The organism is Tahibacter sp. (assembly GCF_035481375.1).
Taxonomy (GTDB): domain Bacteria; phylum Pseudomonadota; class Gammaproteobacteria; order Xanthomonadales; family Rhodanobacteraceae; genus Tahibacter.
In genome coordinates, this window is sequence record NZ_DATIGT010000271.1 from 1 (window position 1) to 21,891 (window position 21,891).

The window sequence follows — 21,891 nt, forward strand, 5'->3', positions numbered from 1 at the left end:
AGGCGATACAGCGCATCGTGCAGGCGGCGTGCTTCGCCGCCGCCGCGCGGATAGCTCTGCAGGAAACGGTCGAGTTCCTCGTCGACGTCGATTTCGCGCTTGCGGCCGCGGGCGAAGGCCTGCTGCGCGAGGTCGCGCGCGCGCGTGGACAGTTTCAGTTCGTCCATGAGCTGATTGACGAACTCCGCTTCGTGCGAGGTGACGATGCTGTCGACGCCCGCCAGATAGCCGAGCAGGCCGAATGCGACTTCCACCGACACGGCCTGTTCGGGCTCGAGCTTGCCGCCGCCGAGCAGGTCGCCGATCGACGCGCCGAGGTCGCGCAGGATCGTGCCGAAGCGACTGCCCTGGGCCGGGTTTTCTCCGTGTGCCATCGTTGCTCTCCTGGTGGTTGACGTCGGCACGGGCGGTGCGTCCGTGCATCCGGGAGTCGATGCTGCGCCAGTTTTGCGCCGGCGGAAAGAGGTGCGTGGACGAGCTCGCCGGTCGTGCCGCCGCTGATCGCCGTCGGGCGACGGCTGGTGCGGCGGGAGACGATGTGCTACCAATGCGGAGGCGTACCTATGGTGCGCTCAGGGGGAGGTGCCGTGCCGCGAGAGGAATCGCGCCGGCACTTTGGTCGTCGACGTTCGGATGCCGCTTCTTAAGGGGGAATCGCATCGTGAATGTGGCATCAGGTTTCGCCGGGTCCGTCCGGCGTACAGCGATTCGTCCCATCGTCATGACGCCGCCTGCGCAGTTCGCCGCGTCGATTCGCCCAGAGGCTCCTGACCGACGCGGCTGACCGCCGCGTCGCTTGCCGCTTTTTTCTTTTTTCTGGTTCGTTCGCAGTTCGTTCTTGCCAGTCTCGTGTTGGGGTTCCGCGATGGCGGGCCCGGACCTTGAGGGCGAGCGACATCCGCAGCGCAGGCAGCGCAGCGGACGCGCGCTGCGCTCCTGCAGGTCCGCCGTCTTCGCGGGTTCGTTTCGATCAGCGTAGAAACGTGGGGATTTCGAATGATTAACAGAGTTACGTTAGCGGCAAGCCTGCTGCTCACGATGGCAGCGCTTCCGGCTTCCGCCTCCGCCGTCGAAGGTGTCGAGGCGGTGACTTCGGTACGGCTGTCCAAACAGGAACAGCTGGCGGTGCCGGAGCCGTCGAACACGATCGAGGCGCCGCGCGTCGCCGCGAACTACACCTTCGCGACGACGACGACCGGCTCGCTGACCGACATGAGCACCGGCACGACGCAGCTGCTGGCGGGCAACATCGACGATACCGCGTCGCCGCTGACCAGCATCGGCTTCGACTTCTTCTACCAGGGCGTGCGCCAGACGCAGTTCTCGATCAACGACAACGGCGTGCTGCGACTTGGCGCCAGCGCACAGGCGAGCTCGCCGTACCAGCCGCTCGGCCAGGCGAATCTGCCGATCATCACGGCTTATGGTGCCGACCAGCGTACGCATACCGGCGACGGCAAGGTGCACTACCGCGTGTCCGGCACCGCACCCTCGCGCGTGCTCACCGTCGAGTGGCTCAACAACCAGTCGAATTTCAACACGGGCGGCACCGCCGATCTCACGTATCAGGTGCAGTTGCGCGAAGGCACCGGCGTCATCGAGTTCATCTACGGCGGCATGACGATGAGCACGGCCGGCTCGACCGACGTGAACTCGAACGATCCGCACATCGGCTTTTCCTCGAGCAACGTCATCGGCACTGTAGGGTCTGTCGACGCGCCGCTCAGCGGCACGCCGGCACCGAGCTTCAGCAGCGGCAGCGCGACGGCGGTGAACAACGCCTATGCGACGGCAGGTCCGTTGGCGGTGCTGACCTCGGCGGCCGACGGCTCTCGCCGTACGTTCTCGTTCACGCCTCCGACGCCGACGGCGCCGACAGCGCTGAATTTCAGCGGCGTGACGCCGACGTCGATGACGCTGAACTGGACCGACTCGCCGGACGAGCTGATTTATGCAATCTACAACTCGACCGACGGTACCAATTTCAATTTCTTCGCAACGGCGGCACAGAACGCGATCACGCTGCCAACGACCGGTCTCGCACCGAACACCACGTACACCTGGCGCGTGTTCGCCGTCTCCGAAGGTTCGCTGGGAACTGCGCTCAGCGGATCGCAGGCCACCTCGGCGCCGGGCAACATCGCGTCGACGCCGACCGGCGGCAACTGGAGCAATCCGGCGACCTGGATCGGCGGCGTTCTGCCGACCGACGGCGACAACGTCACGATCTCGGCCGGCAGCACCGTCACCATCGATACGGCTGCCGTCGCGCTCAACGTCACCGTGGCGAGCAACGCCGTGCTGCAGTGGGAAACGACGACCGCGCGTACGCTGACCGTCGGCGCCGACGTGATCAACGATGGTTTCCTGCAGAGCCAGCCGGCCGGTACGGTCACGACGCACAACCTCAGCATCGGCGGCAATCTCACGAACAACAACACGCTGGATTTCGCGACGTCAACTGCGGGCGCCGCCATCACGTTCACCGGCAGCAGCAACACGACCTTCGGCGGCGCCGGTGCAACCACCGACGTGCGCGCGATCACGATAAACAAAGGCACGTCGAACGCAGCGACGCTCGAACTGTCTCCGAGCAACTTCACGGTTCAAGGCGCCAACACCGACGTCGCCGGTTTCCTTACGCTCAGCAACGGAACTTTCAAGCTGTCGGGCTCGTTCACCGCGACCAACCGCGTCTTCACCGCCGCGGCCTACACCATCGGAGCGAGCACGGCTTTCTGGCTCAACAATCCGAACTTCACGGTCGCCGGCCAGAACGGCACGGGCGCGGTCGCCGGACGCCTGCGCGTGAGCCAGGGCACGTACAACATCGGTACTGCGGCCGGCAATTCGCTGGGCTTCAACGCAGGCGCCAACGTCACCGTCGAAGGCGGCGCGATCAACTCGACGGCCCGCTTCGGTGTCGGTGCGTCGGGCAATGCAATCACGTACCTGCAGACCGGCGGCACGATCACGGTCAACACCGTCGGCAATACGTCGACGACGCTCGCGTCGTTCGATCTCGGCACCAACGCCGCGTCCTCGATCTCGATGTCCGGCGGTACCGTCATCGCGCAGCTCGCGTCGACCGCTGCATCCGGTCCGCGCGACTACCGCAATCAGGCGGGCAGCGGCGCTCCGGGCATCACCGGCGGCACGGTGCAGTTCGGCAACGCGAGCTCGGGCGCGGCCAAGGCGTTCAACGCCGCGGGCGTGTTCCCCGACGTCGTCGTCAACACGGGTACCGGCAATCATTCGCTCACGATGCTCGCGCCGACCGGCTTCAACAACCTGATGCGCAACCTGACGGTCGGCACCGGCGGCACTTTCAACACCGGCAACAACGTGTTCCTGTTCAACGGCGACACGATCACGAACAACGGCACGTTGACGTCCAGCGGCGCGAACTCGCGCTTCATCGTCTTCCGCCCGGCCACGAATGTCGCGTACACGGGTACCGGCACCGTCACGGCACCGATGAACAGCCTCGAACTGCAGAACGATCTGAACTTCACGTTCGATCCGGCCGTGAGCGGCGTCGTCGTGAATCGCGTCATCATCTTCGGCGGCAGCTTCGTCAACGCGAACAAGATCACGCTCGGTAACGCGGGCAATGCCACCGTGCAGATCGGCAACACGACGACGCCGACGGCCGGCGGCACATTCGACGTCGCGCCGAATTTCAATCTCGGCGGGACCGGCGTGCAGAACATCTCGTATCTGCGCACCGCGAATTCCAAGACGGCCGGCGTCGAAGTCAATCCGACGCGCGTGCTCAACAACCTCACCTATGACGACAACGACCCGACGCATACGCTGAGCATCGCCGGCGGCGGCCTGACGGTGAATGGCACGCTGGCGCTGACCAACGGCCGCGTCGTCATCGCGGCGCCGAACGCCGTCACGCTCGGCAGCACCGGCACGACGACGCGTACGACGGGCTACGTCGACGGCAAGCTCGCCAAGCCGCTGGCCGCAGCGGCACTGCGCACGTTCGAAGTCGGCACTGCCAACGGCTATTCGCCCGTGGTTGCGAACGTCACGGCCGGCACGTTCCCGCTGCTCCTCGAAAGCACGGCCGTGCAGGCCGTCATGCCGAACTTCGTGCCGGTGGACAAGGCGATCGCGCGTCACTGGCTGATCGGCGCGCCGGCCGGCACGACGGCGGATCTGACCTTCAGCTATCTCGACGGCGACGTCCCGGGTACGGCGACCGAGGCGAATCTGCGCACCTACAACGGTACGCCGGTTCCGCCGGCGAGCTTCACCGATCTCGGCGGCACGCTGGATACGGGCCTGAACACCATGCTGGTTTCCGGCGTCACGCAGTTCGACGCGTTCACGCTCGCCGAAGCCGGCGGTGCGGCCGCGGCCGATCTCCGCATCACCAAGACCGACGGCGTGACCTCGGTGCAGACCGGCGCGACGACGACCTACACGATCACCGCGGCAAACGCGGGCGCCCTCGGCGTCAATGGTGCGACGGTGAGCGAATCTCCGGGTGCGGATCTGACCTGCGGCGCGTGGAGCTGCGTCGGCAGCGGCGGCGGCACTTGTACGGCTTCGGGTACGGGCACGATCTCCGACGTCGTGAATCTGCCGGTCGGTGCGAGCGTCACGTACACGCAGCAGTGCACGGTCGCGACCGTGTCCGCCGCGGCGAGCGTCGACAACACCGCGAGCATCGCGGTGCCGGCCGGCTATATCGACACGGCGCCGGCCGACAACTCGGCCACCGACTCGAACGCGCTGACGCGCGTCGTCAACGCGAGCATCACCAAGACCGACGGCAGCACCACGGTGAATCCGGGCGCGACCGTGACCTACACCATCGTCGCCGGCAACAGCGGCCCGAATGCGGCGACGACGACGGTCACCGACAACTTCCCGGCCAGCCTCAACGGTTGTACGTGGACCTGCAGCGGAAGCGGCGCGACGTGCGGTTCGGCGAGCGGCAACGCCAACATCAGCGACACCGGTTCGATTCCGCCGGGCGGTACCTTGACCTATGTGGCAATGTGTACCTTGTCGCCGAGCGCGACCGGCACGCTGTCCAATACCGCGACTGTCGCGGTCGGCGCGTCCGAGAGCGACAGCGACGGCAGCAACAACAGCGCGACCGACAACTCGACCGTCGTCGCGCTGCCGGACGTCGCTGTGACCATCACCGACAACCGCCGCTTCGTCCGCGTCGGCGAATCGCTGAACTACACCATCGTCGTGTCGAACTCGGGCAGCCCGTCGACGGCGACCGCGGCGGTCAGCGATGCCTTGCCGGCCGAACTCGGCGGCGGTTCGTGGACCTGCACTCCGACCGGCGGCGCGACCTGCGCAGCAGGCACGGGCAATACGCTGACCGATACGGCGACGCTGCCGGCCAACACGCAGGTGACCTACGTGTACTCGGCGACGGTGCTCGCAGGCAGCCTCGACGAGACGATCACCAACAGCGTCAGCGCGACGTCCGCCGGCGATCCGAACACCTCCAACAACACCGCGTCGGACACGCCCGAGGACATCATCGTGCTGTTCAAGAACGGCTTCGAGAACGCACCGGTCACGATCGTGCCGGAAGGCGCCGGCAACGCGAACGGCTACATCGAAGGCGCGCTGCGCGTCGACCCGCAGCTGCTCGCCGGTCTCGACGCGACGCCGGTCACGGTCGTGACCGGCGTGACCGATCGCGGCGAAGAGCTGTTCGCACTCGAACTCGCCCGCTTCGGCGATGGCGTCGTGCTGCGCAGCGTGCTGCGCGACGCGAACGGCATGTCCGAGCGCGGCGCCTGGTTCGCGGTCGATCCGACCCGCGCTCCGATCGCGTTCGCCTGGCAGGCCGCGAGCGGCGACGCGAGCGACGGCTACCTGCGTCTCTCCGGCGGCGGCGCGCCGCAGCACAACGGCAGCCGCGGTGACCGCGGCCGCCTCGCGGCACTGCGTCCGGCCGTCGTGCAGGGCGTGCAATGGGTGACGCTCGCCGGCGGCAACTGATCGCCTTCCAAAGGCGCTGATGCGCCGTATGCGGCAACCAAGAGCCCGGGCTGGTCCCGGGCTCTTTTTTTTCGCATACCGTTCAGTCGAATGCTTGCCGCTCGCCATCAGGTACGCGCACGCGGCCGAACTCGCGGATTCGCGCTATCTCGCCCGGCAATGGGCGTGCTGCCCGGGAAGAAAATGATGCCCGGCGCGATGTAAAGAAGTGCATTCAACGCATGAGAAGCGATTTGTAGTTGGCGACTGAATGGATTTTGCATTTCAAGCTGTTTTCATTTTTTTATTTTTGCTTGCGGGGTGCTTTTTCCCTGCCTGCGGCGGTCTTCGCAAACGCGCAGGGATACTCGATTCAGGCGCCCGCTGATTCGGCGCACGTGATGGAGCACTCCGTCGGGCAGGCAACCTTCGCGGCGTTTTTTTCGATCAAGGACGGGACGGTCGCAACGGCGTTGCTGCAAGGGGAAACCGGCCGTCAGAGGCACGACTTGAATACTCGGCGAGTGGCCGGCGCGGACCCGTCGACGAAAGTCGAGTAGCGGGCCGACGTCTCTCGCGCTCTGGCTTACAATGCGTTCTTTCCGTCAGCCCAGCGCCAGCGACCCGTGACCACGATCCAGCAGGAAGACTTCATCCAGAGCATCGCCGATGCGCTGCAGTACATCTCCTATTACCACCCGGTCGACTACATCAGGAACCTGGCCGCTGCTTACGAGCGCGAAGAATCGCCGGCCGCGCGCGACGCGATGGCGCAGATCCTGATCAATTCGCGGCTCTGCGCCGAAGGTCATCGCCCGATCTGCCAGGACACGGGCATCGTCACGGTCTTCCTCGATATCGGCATGAACGTGCGCTGGGACGCGACGCTCGGCGTCGAGGACATGGTCAACGAAGGCGTGCGCCGCGCCTACAACCATCCCGACAACAAGCTGCGTGCGTCGGTGCTCGCCGATCCGGCCGGCAAGCGCACGAATACCAAGGACAACACGCCGGCCGTCGTGAACATGCGCGTCGTGCCCGGTGACACGGTCGACGTCATCGTCGCCGCGAAGGGCGGCGGTTCCGAGGCGAAGTCGAAGTTCGCGATGCTGAATCCGTCCGACTCGATCGTGGACTGGGTGCTCAAGACCGTGCCGACCATGGGCGCGGGCTGGTGTCCCCCGGGCATGCTCGGCATCGGCATCGGCGGTACGGCCGAGAAGGCCATGCTGCTGGCCAAGGAAGCGCTGATGGAGCCGATCGACATCCAGGATCTGATCGCGCGCGGTCCGTCCAATCGCGCCGAGGAGCTGCGGCTCGAGCTCTACGAGAAAGTCAATGCGCTCGGCATCGGCGCGCAGGGCCTCGGCGGTCTGACCACGGTGCTCGACATCAAGGTCCGCGACTATCCGACCCATGCGGCGAATCTGCCGGTCGCGATGATTCCGAACTGCGCGGCGACGCGCCATGCGCACTTCGTGCTCGACGGCTCCGGCCCGGTTGCGCTGGAACCGCCGTCGCTCGAGGACTGGCCGACGCTGACCTACGACGCCTCCAAGGGGCGACGCGTGAATCTGGACACGATCACGCGCGCCGATGTCGCGAGCTGGAAGCCCGGCGAGGTCATCCTGCTCAACGGCAAGCTCCTGACCGGCCGCGACGCGGCGCACAAGCGCATGATCGACATGCTCAACCGCGGCGAAACGCTGCCGGTCGGTTTCAGCAACCGCTTCATCTATTACGTCGGTCCGGTCGACCCGGTGCGCGACGAAGTGGTCGGTCCGGCCGGCCCGACGACGGCGACGCGCATGGACAAGTTCACGCGCCAGATGCTCGAACAGACCGGGCTCCTGGGTATGGTCGGCAAGTCCGAGCGCGGGCCGGCCGCGATCGACGCGATCCGCGACAACAAGGCCGTCTATCTGATGGCCGTCGGCGGCGCGGCCTATCTCGTGTCGAAGGCGATCAAGGCCGCGCGCGTGCTCGCCTTCGAAGACCTCGGCATGGAAGCGATCTACGAGTTCGAGGTCAAGGACATGCCGGTGACCGTCGCGGTCGACGCGAACGGCACGTCGGTGCACGAGACCGGCCCGAAGGAATGGCAGGCGCGCATCGGCAGGATTCCGGTCGTCGTCGCCTGAGCCGCCCGGCCGCGCGTCAGCGGATTCCGTCGATCCACTCCGCGACGCGCCGCACGACCGGCGCGGGTTCGCGCAGCCATTCGAAATGACCGGCGCGGCCGCCCGAAAATTCGGCGCCGCCGATGTCCGCGCGTTGCCAATGCAGCAAAGGCAACTTATTGACGAGATGGTCGAGCGACGCGCGCGGCACGTAGCGGTCGCCGGTCAGACGCACGGCGAGGCCGGGCAGGGCGACCTCGCGAAGCCGGGCTTCGGCGTCGAAATCGATCCGCGCGGGCCGGTAGCTGCCGTCGACCGCGCTCGCGGCCCAGTCCCGCATGACGCCGCGCGCCTCGCGGCCGGCGAAGCCGGCGCGTTCGCCCGGGAAATAGCCGCAGACCGCCGACACCGCGCGGAACCAGCCGATGGCGCTCAGCAGCACGGCCTTGTGCCAGCCCGGAAACGTCCGCCACCAGGGATGGCCGCTGCCGACGAGGGCGTAGCCGGCGTAGTCGGACGGATCGCGTGCGAGCGCCAGCGCGGCGAGCTGGCCGCCGAGGCTGTGCCCGCCGATCGTCCAGCGCCGCCCCGGAAAGGCGGTTTCGAGCGCGGCGCGGCTCGCGGCAATGTCGCGCAGGAGTTCCGCGTAGCCCCAGTCGCAGTCGCGCGCGGCGCGCCGGTTGCTGCCGTCCTGGCCGCGCCACTCATGCAGGGCGACGGTGCAGCCGCGTTCGCCCAGCGCGGCGGCGAAATGGCGATATTTGCGCGCCGGCACGCCCATGGCCGGCAGCCAGAGCAGCGCCGGGCCCGGGTCGGGCGCGCTCACGATCTGCAGCGGGGCGTCGTGGCCGTCGCCGGTGGCGACGCGCAGCGATTCGGGCGCCGCCGGGGGCGCAGGCAAGGGAGCGGTCATGCGGCCGATGGTAGCCGAGGCCCGGCGTCGATGCGGCCCGGTCGGCTGCGGTTCAGACACTGTCGATTTTGTTAAAAAGCTTGAGTAGACTGGCCGCGCTGTGTTTGCACGGTCTGAATGTTTGACCCGATGCCAGCCGATCGGTTGATTCGCGTCATCGCTTTCTCTTGAACCATGCAACCAGTAAGCCGACGGTGTGCCGTCTATAGTTCAAGCTTGGGAGAGCGTTTCATGTCGGATCGTGAGGTTGGTACCGTTAAGTGGTTCAACGATGCCAAGGGGTTTGGCTTCATTGCCCGTGAGAATGGCCAGGACGTTTTCGTCCACTTCCGCGCCATCACGGGAACTGGCTTCAAGAGTCTGCAGGAAGGCCAGAAGGTCAGCTTCAAGGTCGTGCAGGGCCAGAAGGGCCTGCAGGCCGACGAAGTCAGCCCGGTCTGACCGCGCGACAGACGCGCCTTGGGGAGTCAATGACGCCACGAAGCAATTCGTGGCGTTTTTTATTGGCCGCAGCCGTTGCTTCGGAGGCCGCATGAGCGACACCGTCATTCGCATCGCGCCACGCACGCATGACATCGGGGGTGGCCTCGTCGTACGCCGCGCGCTGCCGCACCTGCTGGCGCGCTCGGTCGGGCCGTTCGTGTTCTTCGACGAATTCGGCCCCGTGCAGGTGCCGCCGGGGCGCGGCACCGACGTGCGGCCGCATCCGCACATCGGTCTTGCGACGATCACGTATCTGCTGGCCGGCCGCATGGTGCATCGCGACAGCCTCGGCACGGTGCAGGAAATCCGTCCCGGCGACGTGAATCTCATGAGCGCGGGCCGCGGCATCGTGCATTCGGAACGCGGCACCGACGCGGCACATGCCGACGGCCAGTTCCTGCACGGCCTGCAGACCTGGGTCGCGCTGCCGCAGGACCAGGAGGACGGCGAGCCCTGGTTTCGTCACTACGCGGGTGCGGCGCTGCCGCGCATTGCGCGCCCCGGCGTTGCGATCCATCTGCTGATCGGCAGCGCCTACGGTACGGACTCGCCGGTGCAGCCGCCGTCGCCGACCGTGTACGCGCTGCTCGATGCCGCGGCGGGTACGGCGCACGCGATCGAGACCGACTACGCCGAGCGCGCGCTCTATGTGGTTTCCGGCGAAATCGAGATCGGCGGCGAGATCATCGCGCGCAACGAACTCGCCGTGCTGCATGACGGTGCCGACCGCTTCGTCGCGCGCACGGACAGCAGGCTCGCGCTGATCGGCGGCGCGCCGCTCGACGGTCCGCGGCATCTGTGGTGGAACTTCGTCGCCTCGACGCGCGAGCGCATCGAAGCGGCCAAGGACGCCTGGCGCGAGCAGCGCTTTCCGTCCGTGCCCGGCGAAACCGAGTTCATTCCGTTGCCGGAGCGCTGAGCGCCGCGCAGAAAAAAGGCGGCCGAAGCCGCCTTCGTTCTCCGAATCCGCGGTCGGATCAGGCAACGTCGACCAGCGCCGGCCGGCCGGCATTGCGGCGTTCGCGCCGCGTTGCGCTCCAGTCGGCGAGATCGACCTTGTCGCGCAGCCGCGCGCAGGCGTCGATGAGCTGATTGACGCCTGCGTCGTCGAGACCGGCATGCAGGGTCAGGCGCAGCAGCGCGCGGTTCTTCGCCGTGGCCGGCGCGCAGAAGATCGCGCCGAACACGCTCTCGGCTTCGAACGCGTCGCGCACGCGCATGACCGCCGCCTCGCTGCCGACTTCGAGCGCGATGATCTGCTCGGTGCCTTCGCCGATCGGATAGCCCAGGCCGAGCAGCGCTTCGCGCACGCGCCGCGTGACGTACTGCAGCCGCGCGCGGCGCCAGCCTTCGCGCCGGATCACGCGATGCGAGGCGTCCACGGCGGCGATTTCCTGCGGCAGCAGCGTCGAGGAGAAGATGGCCGGCATCGATTCGAACGCGAAGTAGGGCTTGAAGCGCGTGCTGCAGCTGATCAGGCCCGCACGCACGCAATAGGCCTTGGCCAGGCTCGCGGTGACGAAATGCACGCGATCGGTAAGGCCGAGGCTCGCGACCAGGCCTTCGCCATGCACGCCGTGCGTGCCGATCGAGTGCGACTCGTCGACGACGAACACGCAGCTGCGGCGCTGTGCGATCGCGGCAAAGTCCGCGAGCGGGCAGACGCTGCCGTTGGTGCTGTAGATCGAGTCGACGAGGATGACGCCGGGGCCGTGACGCAGGATCTGGCGTTCGAGGTACTCCGGATCGTTGTGGTAGACCGGCACGGCCTGCGCGCCGGCGGCCTTGATGCCTTCCCACAGCGACGCATGCGCGAGCATGTCGATGTAGACCGGCGTGCGCTCGCCGGCCAGGCATTGCACGAGGCCGACGTTCGCGACGTAGCCGGACTGGCACAGGATGGTCTCCTCGCTGCCGAGCGCGACGGCGAGCTCATGTTCGACCTGATGCATCGGATCGTCGTCCTGCTGCAGGAACAGGCCGGACATCATGTTGCCGTTGCCGGCACTCGCGAGCGCGGCGCGCTGCGCGTCGACGATTTCCGGGTGGCGCCCCAGCGCCAGATAGTCGTTGCTCTGCAGCATCAGCGCGCCGGGAGCCGGGCGCAGGCCGCGAAGGATATGGCGGCCGCTCCAGCTTGCCTGGACGCGGTCCTGATGGAAGCGCTCGACGCGCTGGCGCGCGAATTCCGGCAGTTCGGGCGCACGCGCCTGCTGCAGCTGCGGAAAGGACGAAGTAACGACGGACGGGAAGGAAATACTCATGACTGCAAACCTCTCACGGGAGTTGTGGACCAAAGCCATCCCTGGCTGGCTGCGGCGTTTCGTCGCCGCAGCGGGACGACCGGTCCGGCCGTGGGCCGGTCGGAATCGAGAGGTTTCGTTACCGCTGGCGCCGGATCACCCCGCGCGAGGCGGGGCGTCGACGTTGTCCTGCTCGCGCAGCCAGCTTCTGTACGACTTCACATGAGTCAGCTGCAGCGGTTCGAGATGGTCGATAAGACTGAAGTAGTAGCAATTGTCGCCCTGTATCGCCGTGGCCGGGAACAGATTCGCCGCAGGGTCGGCGATCTGCGGGCTGTAGAAGCCGCCCGAGGACCAGAACCAGGGAAGGGCGCTGCCGGAGCGCAGCGCGCGCAAGACGGTATCGGGCGCGCCGCGGTCTTCCGCGACGTCGTGTTGTTCGCGCAGATCGTCGTCCGTCTGCACGAGAAGGAATCTGCCCACACCCCAGGCGTCGAGCATCAGCACGCCCGTGGGATTGCAGACCACGTACGACTCGATCGGCTGGAACGTGGCGACGACAGAGTCGAACACCGAACGGAAAGCGGGGTCGCGCAGAAAGCCGAAACGTCCCATCGCCAGCGCTTCGGCCACGAACGCGCCGGCGCGCTCGAAATACCGCTGCTGCAGTTCGCGGATGGCGACCTGGAGCTTGGCCATGGCCTGCGGATCGCTCTTGCGGATGAAGCGGTCGATGACGCCCGAATTGAAGGCCTCGATCGCGACCGAATCCTCGGCGCGGCCGGTCAGCAGTATCTTGCCGATCAGTGGATTGTTGAGCCGTTTGCAAAACGTGACACCGTCCATCTCCGGCATGAAGTAATCGACCACGAGCACGGAGACTTCGGAAAAACGCTCGGGGTCATAGACAATGCGGTGGATCGAGTCGACATCAAGAGCGACGAGCTCCTGGGTCTGCGACGGACGGTCCTTCCAGCGGTAGAGCCAGCCGCCGCCCGGCACCGGGCGGCTGCCCGCGCTGCCGAGCGCGGCCAGCGCCATGCGTGGCGAGCTGAACGGGCGCAGATGCAGCATCGGGTCGAGCATCAGCGGCACGACGTCGAGGTATTCCTCGTGATCGTCGACGAGGACGGTCGTCGTCGGGAAATAGAACGGCGGGATCGCAGCGGCACCTCGCAGCATCAGTTGTCCCTCCGCAGGAGGTCGGGAAACACGATCGTGAATTCGGTGAATTCGCCGTAGGTCGAGCGGCAGATTATCGTCGCGCCCATGCGTTCGAGCGCCATGCGTACGAAGGATAGACCGACGCCGAGGCCGGTGCTGTAGTCGGTGGCGCTGGAATAGAAGCGCTCGAAGATGTGCGGCAGGACGTCCGGCTGAATGCCGGGGCCGCTGTCGTGACAGACGACACGTTGGCCTCCTTCGTCGGCGTGGACGCTGAGCACGATGCTGCCCTTGCCGGCGCGTCCAGTGTGGAATAAGGCATTTTTTATCAGATTGAACAGCACATGGACCAGCAGCAGACGCGATCCGCTGAACTGGAAGTCGTCGGCGACGCCGATCGCGACGCGGCTGCGCTCATGTTGCGAGCCGAACGGGTAGCGGTCCAGTGCCTCTAGCACGCATTCGCGCGCCGACACGCTTTCGATCTGCAGGCTGCCGATCGGGCGCGCGGCGACGAGCAGCATGTCGATGACGGTGTTGGCGTGCTCGACCTCCCGGCCGATGGTCTCCATGGCCTTGGACAGGCGGCCCAGCTGCGACTCGCGCAGCTCCGGCACGTTGAGCCGCGCGTCGACGGCCTTGCGGTGCGAATCGGCGAGCAACGGCAGAAAGCGGTCGACCGCCTGCGTCGCGATGCGCACCGAGGCGAGCGGCGTACGCAGCTCATGGGCGATGTTGTTGCTCGCGGCGATGATCGCGTCGATGCGCGCCTGGTTGCTCATGCTGTGCGAAATACTGAATACCGAACCGGAAATGATCGCGAAGGCCCAGACCGGCGAATACGCCAGCAGGGCGGCGCTCGCCAGCGGCTGCGCCGGCGCGATCAGGTAGGCGGTCACAGCAAGCAGCGTGCCGATCAGCCCGGTGATGATGAAGCTGCCCATGTCGAACAGCATGACCATGAGGAACACGGAAATCAGGTGCGACAGCAGCCAGGCGACGCTGCCGCCGTTCTGCAGCAGCATGTACGAAAAGAAAAAAGGCAGCGCGAAGGTCATCGCGAGATACCAGTACAGCGGCAGCCACGCGCGCAGTCGGTTCGGCCACAGGCTGACGAGCATCAGCGGCAGGAACAGCAGCGAGCCGAACAGACGCAGCTCCAGACTTTCGTAGGGCTGCGGCAGCAGCTTCGCCCAGACGAAGTAGTAGGTCGGAAAGCCGAACACGCCGAGCGCGCCCATCCAGCGCATCTTCGGCTCGGAATAGCGTGCACGCGTGAAGATCGCCGTCTGGAAACGCAGCCAGGCACGCTTGAGATGCCACCAGACGAGCCGCGGCACCCCATTGATGCGGCGGCCTGCGGTATGGATAGCCTCACTCGTATTCATGCGCGCCCGGGCAATGCGACGCCGTCGGCGCGGCGCCGGTCTCGTGAACGGCTTCGATACTAGTGGAATTGCGTCGATCTGGGGCGAGTGTGCAATCGTGCGCGTCGATACGATGTCGCAATCCGGCCGGCGCGGCGCGCTCGATCGCGCCGGCATCCGCGTGCGCCGGCGTCGAGAATGAATCGCTTACTGTCTGATTCAGCGATAGTCGCGATGGCAGTCCTTGCAGGCGTTGCCGATCTGCTGCATCGCCGCGTCGAGCGCGCGGCAGTCGGCCGGCGGCTCGGCGCCGAGGCGGGCACCGAGTTCGATGAAGCGCCGCGCCTGGTCGTGGTAGTCGGGCTTTTCATCAGGACGGGAAGGGCCGATGTCGGCCGCGGTCTCGGCCAGGCGGCGAAAGCGTGGAGCGCTGCGTGCCGCGGTGCAGTCGCCGCTGCGCTGCTGCCGGCGCAGTTCGTCGAGATGGTGCTGCAGAATGTGCATCACGCCGCGCTGCCAGGCGTTGCGCTGCGACAGCGCGTTGGCTGCGCTGAACGCGACGAGGGCGCCGATGAACAGGCCGGCGAGCAGGGACAGCAACAGGCGCATCGTCGTTTCCGTGTCAAAACCGCAAGCCTAATGCAGACCGCCCGGCGCCAGAAGCCGTCGGTCACGCGCGCGGGGACGCCTGCTAGAATCCGCCGATGTCCGATCCCGTTCTCTCGGCGCGCTTCGGCGGCGTCGACCGTCTTTACGGCCGCGGTGCGGCGCAGCGTCTGTCCACGCGTCACGTCGCCGTCGTCGGCGTCGGCGGCGTGGGTTCCTGGAGCGTCGAGGCGCTGGTCCGAAGCGGCGTCGGCGAATTCACGCTGATCGATGCGGACGACGTCTGCGTGTCGAACACGAATCGTCAGTTGCATGCGCTGGAGGGCCAGTTCGGCCGCGCCAAGGTCGACGTGCTCGCCGAACGCGCCCGCGCGATCAATCCACAGGTCCGCGTCCACGCGATTCCGAGTTTCCTGACGCCGTCCACTCTCGGCGAACTGCTCGACCGCGGCTACGACCTCGTGCTCGACGCCTGCGACAGCTTTCGCGTCAAGGTCGAGATGATCGCCTGGTGCCGGCGCCGCAAGCTGCCGTTGATCGTGGTCGGTTCCGCCGGCGGGCGCATCGACGCGTCGCGCGTGCAGGTGCGCGACCTGTCGCGCACGGAACACGATGCGCTGCTGTCGCTGGTGCGCAAGAAACTGCGGCAGGAGTTCAACTTTCCGCGCAATCGCGATCGGTATTTCAGCGTGCCGGCCGTGTTTTCGCTCGAGAACGTGCGCTACCCGCAGGCCGACGGCAGCGTCTGCGGCACGCGTCCGGCCAACGCCGACGAAGCGATGCGGCTGGACTGCGGCAGCGGGCTCGGCGCCGCGATGCACGTGACCGCGACGTTCGGCATGGTTGCCGCGGGCAAGGCGATCGAGCGCCTGCTTGCGCCCGACCCGGCTTGAGTCGCCCCGGCAAGACCCCATACTGCGAGCCGCAGAGTCGCTGCGTTCGGAGGGGTGTCGCATGACCGGTCCGGTGCGTTCGCTGATGGTCGGCCCGTTGCTCGGCTTCGCCGAGCGTCTGCGTTTTCCGCGCCTGCTGCTGCTGACCGCCGCGCTGTTCTTCGTCGATCTGGTCGTGCCCGACCTGATTCCGTTCGTCGACGAGATCCTGCTCGCGCTGGTGACGCTGCTGCTCAGCCGCTGGAAGAAGAAGCCGGCGGCACCGACGCCGCTCGGCCCGGCGCGAGGTTGAACAGCCGATACGCGTTCGCGCTCGTCGCCGCCGCGATCGTCTCGCGCGATTCGCCACGCAGCGCGGCGATCTCGTCGAGCACGGTGGCGACGCTGGCCGGCTCGTTGCGTTCGCCGCGTTGCGCGGCGAGCGGCTGGTCCGGCGCGTCGCTCTCCAGCAGCAGGAATTCCAGCGGCATCGCCGCGACGATGCGGCGCAGCCGGTGCGCGCGCGAATAGCTGACCGGGCCGCCGATGCCGAGCAGGAATCCCATTTTCCACAACTGAGAGGCCTGCTCCTCGCTGCCGGAATAGCTGTGCACGACGCCGCGCAGGCCCGGATAGTCGCGCAGCGTGTGGATGACCTCCTCGACGGCGCGGCGCGCGTGCACGATGACCGGCAGGCCGGTCTCGCGCGCGAGCGCGAGCTGGCCGCGAAAGAAATGGCGCTGCGCGTCGGCCGGCAGGTTCTCGACGAAATAGTCGAGGCCGCATTCGCCGACGGCCACCGCGTCGCCGTCGGCGAGGCGGTCGCGCAGCAGCGCGAGGTGTTCGTCGCGATGCTCGGCGAGAAGCAGCGGATGCAGGCCGTAGGCGGGATGCAGTCCCGCCGCGCGCGCGCAGAGTTCGGCGAGCGCCGGCCAGTCGCCGGCACGTATCGCCGGAATCACCTGGGAGGTCACACCCGCGGCGCGCGCACGCGCGATCACCACGTCGCGGTCCGCGTCGAATTCGGGTGCGTCGAGGTGGCAGTGGCTGTCGACGAGGGGCAGGACGGTAGCGCTCATGCGCCGCAGTCTCGCGTCCGCGCGGCGCGCGGCGCAAGCGTGCTCGTGCGCGCTGCGGCCGGCGTATAGACTTCGGCCTTTACGCCGCTTCGCCACTCATGAGCGCCACTTCCGAATTCGCGGTCAGCGTGCTGCTGATCGCCTACCGCGCGACCGACACGATCGCCGCGGCGATCGACGCCGCGCTCGCGCAGACCGAGCCGTGCGAGATCATCGTTTCCGACGACTGCTCGCCCGACGACACGTTCGCCGTAGCGCAGCGCCACGTTGCCGGCTACGCCGGTCCGCATCGCCTCATCGTGCGTCAGTGCGAACGCAACCGCGGCGTGGCGGCGCATCTGAGCGAGCTGTTCGCGCTCGCGAGTGGTCGAATCTTCGTGATCATGGCCGGCGACGATCTCGCGCGACCGCAGCGCGTCGCGGCGACGCGCGCCGCGTTCGACGAACGGCCCGACGTCTATGCGGTCGGCGCCGTCGTCGACGAGATCGATCTGGCCGGCGCGCCGCTGCGCCGCGGCGTGCGGCACATGCCGGCGGAATTCGGGCTCGACTACTTCGTGCGCGCGGGCAAGCTCGCGACCCTGCTCGGCGCGAGTCTCGCGATCCGGCGCGAGGTGTTCGAGCGATTCGGTCCGCTGCGCGCGAGCGCCGAGGACAACATCCTGACCCTGCGCGCGGCGCTGCTCGGGCGCGGCCTGTGCCTCGATCAGGCGCTGATCGACTACCGGCAGAATCCGGAGAGCCTCGGCAACTGGATCTTCGCGCGCCACGACGATTCGCCGGAACGCTTCCGCCGCCGCTACGAGCGCACCGTGCGCATGTATCGCGACGTCGCCGACGACATCGAGGCGTCGATCGCGCAGCTGCCGGAACTCGACGCGGAGCGCCGCGCGCTCGCCGAGCGCATCGTGCGCATCTACCGCATCGAGGCGGATGCGCGCAGCGCGATCCTCGACCGGCCGCGGCGCGACTGGCTCGGCCCGATCTGGCGCGGCCTGCGCGAGCCCGGGCTGCGCCGCAAGAGCGCCGAACGCGCGCTCAAGCTGCTGGTGCCGCGGCGCTGGTTCGGTCTGCGCTGAACGCGGACCGCAGCGTTGCGGCCTCAGGCGACGAATGCCGCGGCGAGGCCGAGAAACAACCCCATGCTGACGACGTCGGTCGCGGTCGTCAGGAAAATGCTCGACGCCGTCGCCGGGTCGGCGCCGAGGCGCTTGAGCACGAGCGGAACGGCCGCGCCGGCCATGCCGGACACGGCGCAGCTCGTCGTCATCGCCGCAAACGTGATCAGCGCGAGAACGAGCGGCTGCGGATGCGTCTGCAGCCGCGCCATCACGTACATCGCGATGGCGGCGACGACGCCGGTCAGCGCGCCGTTGAGAAAGCCGAGCAACGCCTCCTTCGCCATGAGCGCCGCCGCCTGCGAACTGCGCACCTCGCCGAGGGTCATGCCGCGCAGGGTCACGGCGAGCGACTGGCAGCCCGTATTGCTGCATTGGCCCGACAGCACCGGGATGAAGATCGCGAGCAGCACGATGCGGTTGACCGTGTCCTGGAACAGCCCCACCGTGCCCGCGGCGATGAAGGCCGTGAACAGGTTGAGCTGCAGCCATGGGTGGCGGAATTTCAGCGAGCGCAGCCACGGCGTCGCGGCGCGTTCTTCCTTCTCGACGCCGACCATCGCGCCGGCCTGCGCGCTGATCTCGAACGCCTGCTGCTCGAACAGCACCGAGCCGCGCACGACGCCGATCAGGTGGCCTTCGGCATCGCAGACCGGGTAGACGGGATAGTGGCGCGTGACGACCGCGTGCATCGCATCGATGAGATCCATATCGCCGCGCAGCGCGAACGGCGAGGGGATCATGACCTCGGCGAGCGTGTCGTTCGGATTGGCGAACAGCAGCTCGCGGAACGCGACGACGCCGACGAGGCGGTCTTCGCGGTCGAGCACGTAGAGGTAGGTGATGAGCGTCTGCTTGACCGCTTCGCGCAGTTCGTCGATCGCTTCGTGGATGCGCGTGCCCGGCGCGAACACGGCGTTGGGTTTTTCCATGAGCCGGCCGACGCTCGATTCGGGCCAGGCCACGTCTTCGAGCCACTGCTCGCCGGCGCTGTTCGTCGCGGCGATGCGCTCGCGGCGCGTAGGCGGAAATTCCTCGAGGATCTCCACCGCCTGGCCCGGATTGAGCTGGGCCAGCACGGCAGCGACGGCGCTGTCGTCCTCGTCATGCAGCATGTCGGCGGCGGCCTTGGGATCAAGCTCGCGCACGCGCCGGTATAGCGATTCCATCGTTCCCCTGCCTGCCTCGAAAGTACGCGTCGTGCGATTCGAAGTCGCAGGCATCCGGCGCAGGGCACCGGGCCTGCGGTCGGAAGTGCGCTCGAAGCGCCGATGGTAGCAAACGCGGTCCGGCGCGCGACAAGCGCCGGCAGGCGGGCCTACTGCCCCTCGGGCGGCTGCCAGAGTTCGATCTTGTTGCCTTCCGGATCGACGACCCAGCCGAACTTTCCGTATTCGGATTCGTCGGTCCTGTCGATCACGTTGCAGCCTTCGTCGCGCAGCGCGGCGAGCAACGCGTGCAGGTCGGCGACACGGTAGTTGACCATGAACGGCGCATCGCTCGGCGCGAAGTACGCGGAGTCGGCCTTGAACAGGCTCCACACCGTCGTACCGACGGCGCCGGGATTGTCGTCGTTCCAGCGGAAGGCGACGCCGCCCCAGTCGGCGATGTCGAGGCCGAGATGCCTGCTGTACCACTCGCGCAGCGCGTCCGTGTCGCGTGCCTTGATGAAGATGCCGCCGATACCCGTCACACGTTTCATGCGCGCCCCCGCGTTGGAATGGACGGCGGCGAGCTTAGAGCCGGAACGGCCGCGCCGTCGAGGCGCGACGCGGCGGGAGTCAGTTCAACGAATAGAAGCGGTGCGGACCGATGATCGCGACCGGGCGGCCCATCGCCCAGCTCTGCGGTTCGGCATAGCTCGCGACGAAATGGCTCGCGCCAGGCACCACGCGCACGCGCAGGTGTTCCGGCAGCAGCCACACGTTGCGCGCGCTGCTCGCGACCATCCAGGCCTTTGTCCACGCTTCCAGATTGTCGATTTCGTAATTCTTGCTCGTAATGGACAACGCGAACTGGCGCGGCGCCTTAAGCACTTCGCAGAGGTTCTTGCCCCAGCGGCCCTGATCGAGGCGGTGGAGACCGACTTCGGCGACGGCCATCTGGCCGCGGGTCGACTCGCCGCGGGCCTCGAGATAAACGGTTGCGGCCAGACAGGTCTGGTCGGCGATGGGTTGCGGCATGACCGAGGTCATCCACAGCAACAGGCCCAGCTTCATCCTCATACCTCCGTGCACACGGTCCTTGCGCGCGACAGGTCGGGACGACGCTGGCGTTTGGGGGTTCCGGAATGTCGGTTGCGCCGCGTCTTCTGGGTAATGCGGCGTGGCCGGGCCGGGGCGCATTTCCTGGACCCTGTTTGGGTCCGCGCGGGCGACGACCGGTTGATTCAAGCCTTCGCCACCGGGCGAAAGCGCCTCACCAGGGCGGCCGTAAAGCGGGAACTCCGGCCGTCATGAACCGCGCGATCCGAGTTCTTACGGTTCGCGAGGTCTGGTTGTCGGGCCTCTCGGCCCGGTTCTGGGTGCGGGAATGGCGACCCGCTGGGATTCGGTGACGCGCACCCTAGCGGGCCGGCGGAGTGCTGTCAAACGCACACGGCCGCGATTAACGACGACCTAACATTCTGTTCAGCCGTCGTTTTGTGTCGGGAATCGGTATATTTTCGCTCAATTTAGCGAATGCGGAAAATGTCGCGACGTGCGGCCTCCCCGCCGCGGCGAAGCGTCACTGGTAACCGTAGAAACCCTTGAGCATGGTCTCGGCGCTCTTGTAGTCGTCGGTCGTCGCGGCGACGAACTTGCTGATGCCGAGTTCGAGCAGCAGGTTCGACAGTGCCGGGTCCTGGTCGAGCTTGAGCAGCGCTTCGGCGACCTTGGTCCGGGTCGCCGCGGGCACGGACGGCGCGGCCGACACGGCGGCGCCTGCGAATTCGACCGAGGTCTTGACCGGGGTCAGGTTCGGATACTGATCCTTGAGCCAGGTCGGCACCATCGCAGCCTCGGCTTCGCCCGCGAACACCGCCTCGACGGCGTCGCGCCAGGACGCGGCCGAGGATTCGATGTCGGGCTGCTGGATCGGATTCGGATAGAAGCCCAGCAGCAGCGCATAGCCGAGGCTCGGCGCGCCCATGCAGACGATCTTGCGGCCGACGAGCGCGTCGAGCCCCTTGCCCTGCAGGTCGACGTTGGTGACCAGCGTGTAGCTCTGGCGCTCCGCCGTGCGCACGAGCGGCACGAACTGGAAGCGGGCCACGCGGTAGTCGGCGAGGTGGGCCTCGTCGAGCGCGAAATCGAATTTCTCGTTCGCGCGCAGGTCGCGCCAATAGAAGTGATAGTTCTTCGGCGTGACGAGCGTGAATTTTTCGCCGGTAGCCTTGGCGAGATAGTCGATCAGCGGCTTGTAGACCTCGGCGGCCTTCTGCGGACCGTAGATCGGTTCGACCACGAAACTGTAGTCGGCCCATGCCGTCGTACCGGCGAGGCCGAGGGTGCAGATCGCACCCCGGAGCAGACGTTTGACGCTGGTCTGTCGACGCTGAGACATGCCAGTCCTCCCCTGTGAGCCCGACATCAGAATAGCTTGAGTATAGGCGAGTTTCGCTCAGGGATTTCAGGTGAATTATCGCGTTGCGGGCAGGCTCGGCCAGGCCCTCGGCAGCACGTGCAGCGTGCGCGGACCGGCGGTGAGTTCCGTAGCAGCCTCTGCCGATTCGCGGCGCACGACAGCCAGCGCGGAGCTGCCGCCGTCCGGCAGCGCGACCCATTGCAGCAGCAGGCCGGCTTCGCTGTCGCCGTCGCGCAGTTCCGCGGCACCGTCGAGCGGGCCGTCGGCACTCACGCGGACCGGCACGCGCTTGTCGCCGCCGCCGCGAAAATGCAGCCGCGCGACGATTTCCTGTCCGGGATAGCAGCCCTTGCCGTGGCTGATCGCACCGAGCCGCGCGAATTCCATCCATG

Annotated in this window: 19 protein-coding genes and 1 pseudogene; 8 read left to right on the top strand and 12 right to left on the bottom strand. The window is 67.2% G+C overall.

Going from position 1 to position 21,891, the window contains the following annotated elements:
- Window positions 1-374: hypothetical protein (locus VLF18_RS17815; protein WP_325280972.1), on the bottom strand; the 374-nt coding region annotated here is incomplete at its 3' end.
- Between the two features lie 622 nt (window positions 375-996).
- On the opposite strand from VLF18_RS17815, the gene VLF18_RS17820 reads away from it, so the two are divergent.
- The 3 genes from VLF18_RS17820 (at window position 997) to VLF18_RS17830 (ending at window position 8,108) form a co-directional block, all read left to right on the top strand.
- Complete coding sequence (locus VLF18_RS17820) at window positions 997-5,988, top strand: beta strand repeat-containing protein (protein ID WP_325280973.1); 4,992 nt, start codon at window positions 997-999, stop codon at window positions 5,986-5,988.
- 239 nt (window positions 5,989-6,227) lie between these two features.
- Window positions 6,228-6,527 (top strand): hypothetical protein, encoded by a 300-nt coding sequence (locus VLF18_RS17825; RefSeq protein WP_325280974.1) that lies wholly within the window; start codon window positions 6,228-6,230, stop codon window positions 6,525-6,527.
- Between the two features lie 66 nt (window positions 6,528-6,593).
- Window positions 6,594-8,108 carry a fumarate hydratase gene (locus tag VLF18_RS17830; RefSeq protein WP_325280975.1) on the top strand — a complete coding sequence of 505 codons (1,515 nt, stop codon included), beginning with the start codon at window positions 6,594-6,596 and terminating at the stop codon, window positions 8,106-8,108.
- A gap of 16 nt (window positions 8,109-8,124) precedes the next feature.
- Here VLF18_RS17830 and VLF18_RS17835 read toward each other — a convergent pair whose 3' ends face one another.
- Window positions 8,125-9,000 (bottom strand): alpha/beta fold hydrolase, encoded by an 876-nt coding sequence (locus VLF18_RS17835; protein ID WP_325280976.1) that lies wholly within the window; start codon window positions 8,998-9,000, stop codon window positions 8,125-8,127.
- Window positions 9,001-9,231: 231 nt separating this feature from the next.
- Here VLF18_RS17835 and VLF18_RS17840 point away from each other — a divergent pair, with 231 nt between their 5' ends.
- The gene (locus tag VLF18_RS17840; protein ID WP_257385246.1) at window positions 9,232-9,441 is read left to right on the top strand and encodes a cold-shock protein; all 210 of its coding nucleotides are present in this window, start codon (window positions 9,232-9,234) and stop codon (window positions 9,439-9,441) included.
- A 91-nt stretch (window positions 9,442-9,532) separates the two neighbouring features.
- On the top strand, window positions 9,533-10,402 hold the full coding sequence (locus tag VLF18_RS17845) for a pirin family protein (protein WP_325280977.1): 870 nt from the start codon (window positions 9,533-9,535) through the stop codon (window positions 10,400-10,402).
- A 58-nt stretch (window positions 10,403-10,460) separates the two neighbouring features.
- Here the strand turns inward: VLF18_RS17845 and cqsA are convergent, their stop codons facing one another.
- The 4 genes from cqsA to VLF18_RS17865 all read right to left on the bottom strand — a co-directional run bounded on the left by cqsA (window position 10,461) and on the right by VLF18_RS17865 (window position 14,866).
- Window positions 10,461-11,747, bottom strand: a complete 1,287-nt coding sequence (gene cqsA / locus VLF18_RS17850) for an alpha-hydroxyketone-type quorum-sensing autoinducer synthase (protein ID WP_325280978.1) — start codon at window positions 11,745-11,747, stop codon at window positions 10,461-10,463.
- 135 nt (window positions 11,748-11,882) lie between these two features.
- Window positions 11,883-12,821 carry a hypothetical protein gene (locus tag VLF18_RS17855; RefSeq protein WP_325280979.1) on the bottom strand — a complete coding sequence of 313 codons (939 nt, stop codon included), beginning with the start codon at window positions 12,819-12,821 and terminating at the stop codon, window positions 11,883-11,885.
- 86 nt (window positions 12,822-12,907) lie between these two features.
- Window positions 12,908-14,278, bottom strand: a complete 1,371-nt coding sequence (locus VLF18_RS17860) for a HAMP domain-containing sensor histidine kinase (RefSeq protein ID WP_325280980.1) — start codon at window positions 14,276-14,278, stop codon at window positions 12,908-12,910.
- A gap of 198 nt (window positions 14,279-14,476) precedes the next feature.
- The gene (locus VLF18_RS17865) at window positions 14,477-14,866 is read right to left on the bottom strand and encodes a hypothetical protein (RefSeq protein ID WP_325280981.1); all 390 of its coding nucleotides are present in this window, start codon (window positions 14,864-14,866) and stop codon (window positions 14,477-14,479) included.
- Window positions 14,867-14,961: 95 nt separating this feature from the next.
- Here VLF18_RS17865 and VLF18_RS17870 point away from each other — a divergent pair, with 95 nt between their 5' ends.
- A complete protein-coding gene (locus tag VLF18_RS17870; RefSeq protein WP_325280982.1) occupies window positions 14,962-15,756 on the top strand; it encodes a tRNA threonylcarbamoyladenosine dehydratase in 795 nt (264 codons plus the stop codon).
- Window positions 15,757-15,817: 61 nt separating this feature from the next.
- Entirely contained in the window at window positions 15,818-16,048 is a 231-nt protein-coding gene (locus VLF18_RS17875; protein WP_325280983.1) for a DUF6116 family protein, read from the top strand.
- On the opposite strand, the gene VLF18_RS17880 is transcribed toward VLF18_RS17875, so the two are convergent.
- Window positions 15,990-16,799 carry a TatD family hydrolase gene (locus tag VLF18_RS17880; protein ID WP_325280989.1) on the bottom strand — a complete coding sequence of 270 codons (810 nt, stop codon included), beginning with the start codon at window positions 16,797-16,799 and terminating at the stop codon, window positions 15,990-15,992. The two genes, VLF18_RS17875 and VLF18_RS17880, sit on opposite strands and share 59 nt — an antisense overlap.
- Window positions 16,800-16,912: 113 nt before the next feature.
- On the opposite strand from VLF18_RS17880, the gene VLF18_RS17885 reads away from it, so the two are divergent.
- Complete coding sequence (locus VLF18_RS17885) at window positions 16,913-17,893, top strand: glycosyltransferase (protein ID WP_325280984.1); 981 nt, start codon at window positions 16,913-16,915, stop codon at window positions 17,891-17,893.
- Between the two features lie 23 nt (window positions 17,894-17,916).
- Here VLF18_RS17885 and VLF18_RS17890 read toward each other — a convergent pair whose 3' ends face one another.
- The 5 genes and pseudogenes from VLF18_RS17890 to VLF18_RS17910 form a co-directional block, all read right to left on the bottom strand.
- Window positions 17,917-19,101: a magnesium transporter gene (locus VLF18_RS17890; RefSeq protein ID WP_325280985.1), complete on the bottom strand. Its 1,185-nt coding sequence runs from the start codon at window positions 19,099-19,101 to the stop codon at window positions 17,917-17,919.
- A gap of 149 nt (window positions 19,102-19,250) precedes the next feature.
- On the bottom strand, window positions 19,251-19,634 hold the full coding sequence (locus tag VLF18_RS17895; RefSeq protein ID WP_325280986.1) for a VOC family protein: 384 nt from the start codon (window positions 19,632-19,634) through the stop codon (window positions 19,251-19,253).
- A 79-nt stretch (window positions 19,635-19,713) separates the two neighbouring features.
- The gene (locus tag VLF18_RS17900) at window positions 19,714-20,151 is read right to left on the bottom strand and encodes a cell wall hydrolase (RefSeq protein ID WP_325280987.1); all 438 of its coding nucleotides are present in this window, start codon (window positions 20,149-20,151) and stop codon (window positions 19,714-19,716) included.
- Window positions 20,152-20,659: 508 nt separating this feature from the next.
- Window positions 20,660-21,478 carry a phosphate/phosphite/phosphonate ABC transporter substrate-binding protein gene (locus VLF18_RS17905; RefSeq protein ID WP_325280988.1) on the bottom strand — a complete coding sequence of 273 codons (819 nt, stop codon included), beginning with the start codon at window positions 21,476-21,478 and terminating at the stop codon, window positions 20,660-20,662.
- Between the two features lie 75 nt (window positions 21,479-21,553).
- Window positions 21,554-21,891, bottom strand: a pseudogene (locus VLF18_RS17910) (hypothetical protein); the annotation flags it as partial.

Bases quoted from the DNA above. Each gene is read 5' to 3' on its own strand.
- VLF18_RS17905 (WP_325280988.1), bottom strand. From the start codon at position 21,478: ATGTCTCAGCGTCGACAGACCAGCGTCAAACGTCTGCTCCGGGGTGCG.
- VLF18_RS17900 (WP_325280987.1), bottom strand. From the start codon at position 20,151: ATGAAGCTGGGCCTGTTGCTGTGGATGACCTCGGTCATGCCGCAACCC.
- VLF18_RS17860 (WP_325280980.1), bottom strand. From the start codon at position 14,278: ATGAATACGAGTGAGGCTATCCATACCGCAGGCCGCCGCATCAATGGG.
- cqsA (WP_325280978.1), bottom strand. From the start codon at position 11,747: ATGAGTATTTCCTTCCCGTCCGTCGTTACTTCGTCCTTTCCGCAGCTG.
- VLF18_RS17835 (WP_325280976.1), bottom strand. From the start codon at position 9,000: ATGACCGCTCCCTTGCCTGCGCCCCCGGCGGCGCCCGAATCGCTGCGC.
- VLF18_RS17840 (WP_257385246.1), top strand. From the start codon at position 9,232: ATGTCGGATCGTGAGGTTGGTACCGTTAAGTGGTTCAACGATGCCAAG.
- VLF18_RS17890 (WP_325280985.1), bottom strand. From the start codon at position 19,101: ATGGAATCGCTATACCGGCGCGTGCGCGAGCTTGATCCCAAGGCCGCC.
- VLF18_RS17895 (WP_325280986.1), bottom strand. From the start codon at position 19,634: ATGAAACGTGTGACGGGTATCGGCGGCATCTTCATCAAGGCACGCGAC.
- VLF18_RS17875 (WP_325280983.1), top strand. From the start codon at position 15,818: ATGACCGGTCCGGTGCGTTCGCTGATGGTCGGCCCGTTGCTCGGCTTC.
- VLF18_RS17820 (WP_325280973.1), top strand. From the start codon at position 997: ATGATTAACAGAGTTACGTTAGCGGCAAGCCTGCTGCTCACGATGGCA.
- VLF18_RS17885 (WP_325280984.1), top strand. From the start codon at position 16,913: ATGAGCGCCACTTCCGAATTCGCGGTCAGCGTGCTGCTGATCGCCTAC.
- VLF18_RS17845 (WP_325280977.1), top strand. From the start codon at position 9,533: ATGAGCGACACCGTCATTCGCATCGCGCCACGCACGCATGACATCGGG.
- VLF18_RS17870 (WP_325280982.1), top strand. From the start codon at position 14,962: ATGTCCGATCCCGTTCTCTCGGCGCGCTTCGGCGGCGTCGACCGTCTT.
- VLF18_RS17865 (WP_325280981.1), bottom strand. From the start codon at position 14,866: ATGCGCCTGTTGCTGTCCCTGCTCGCCGGCCTGTTCATCGGCGCCCTC.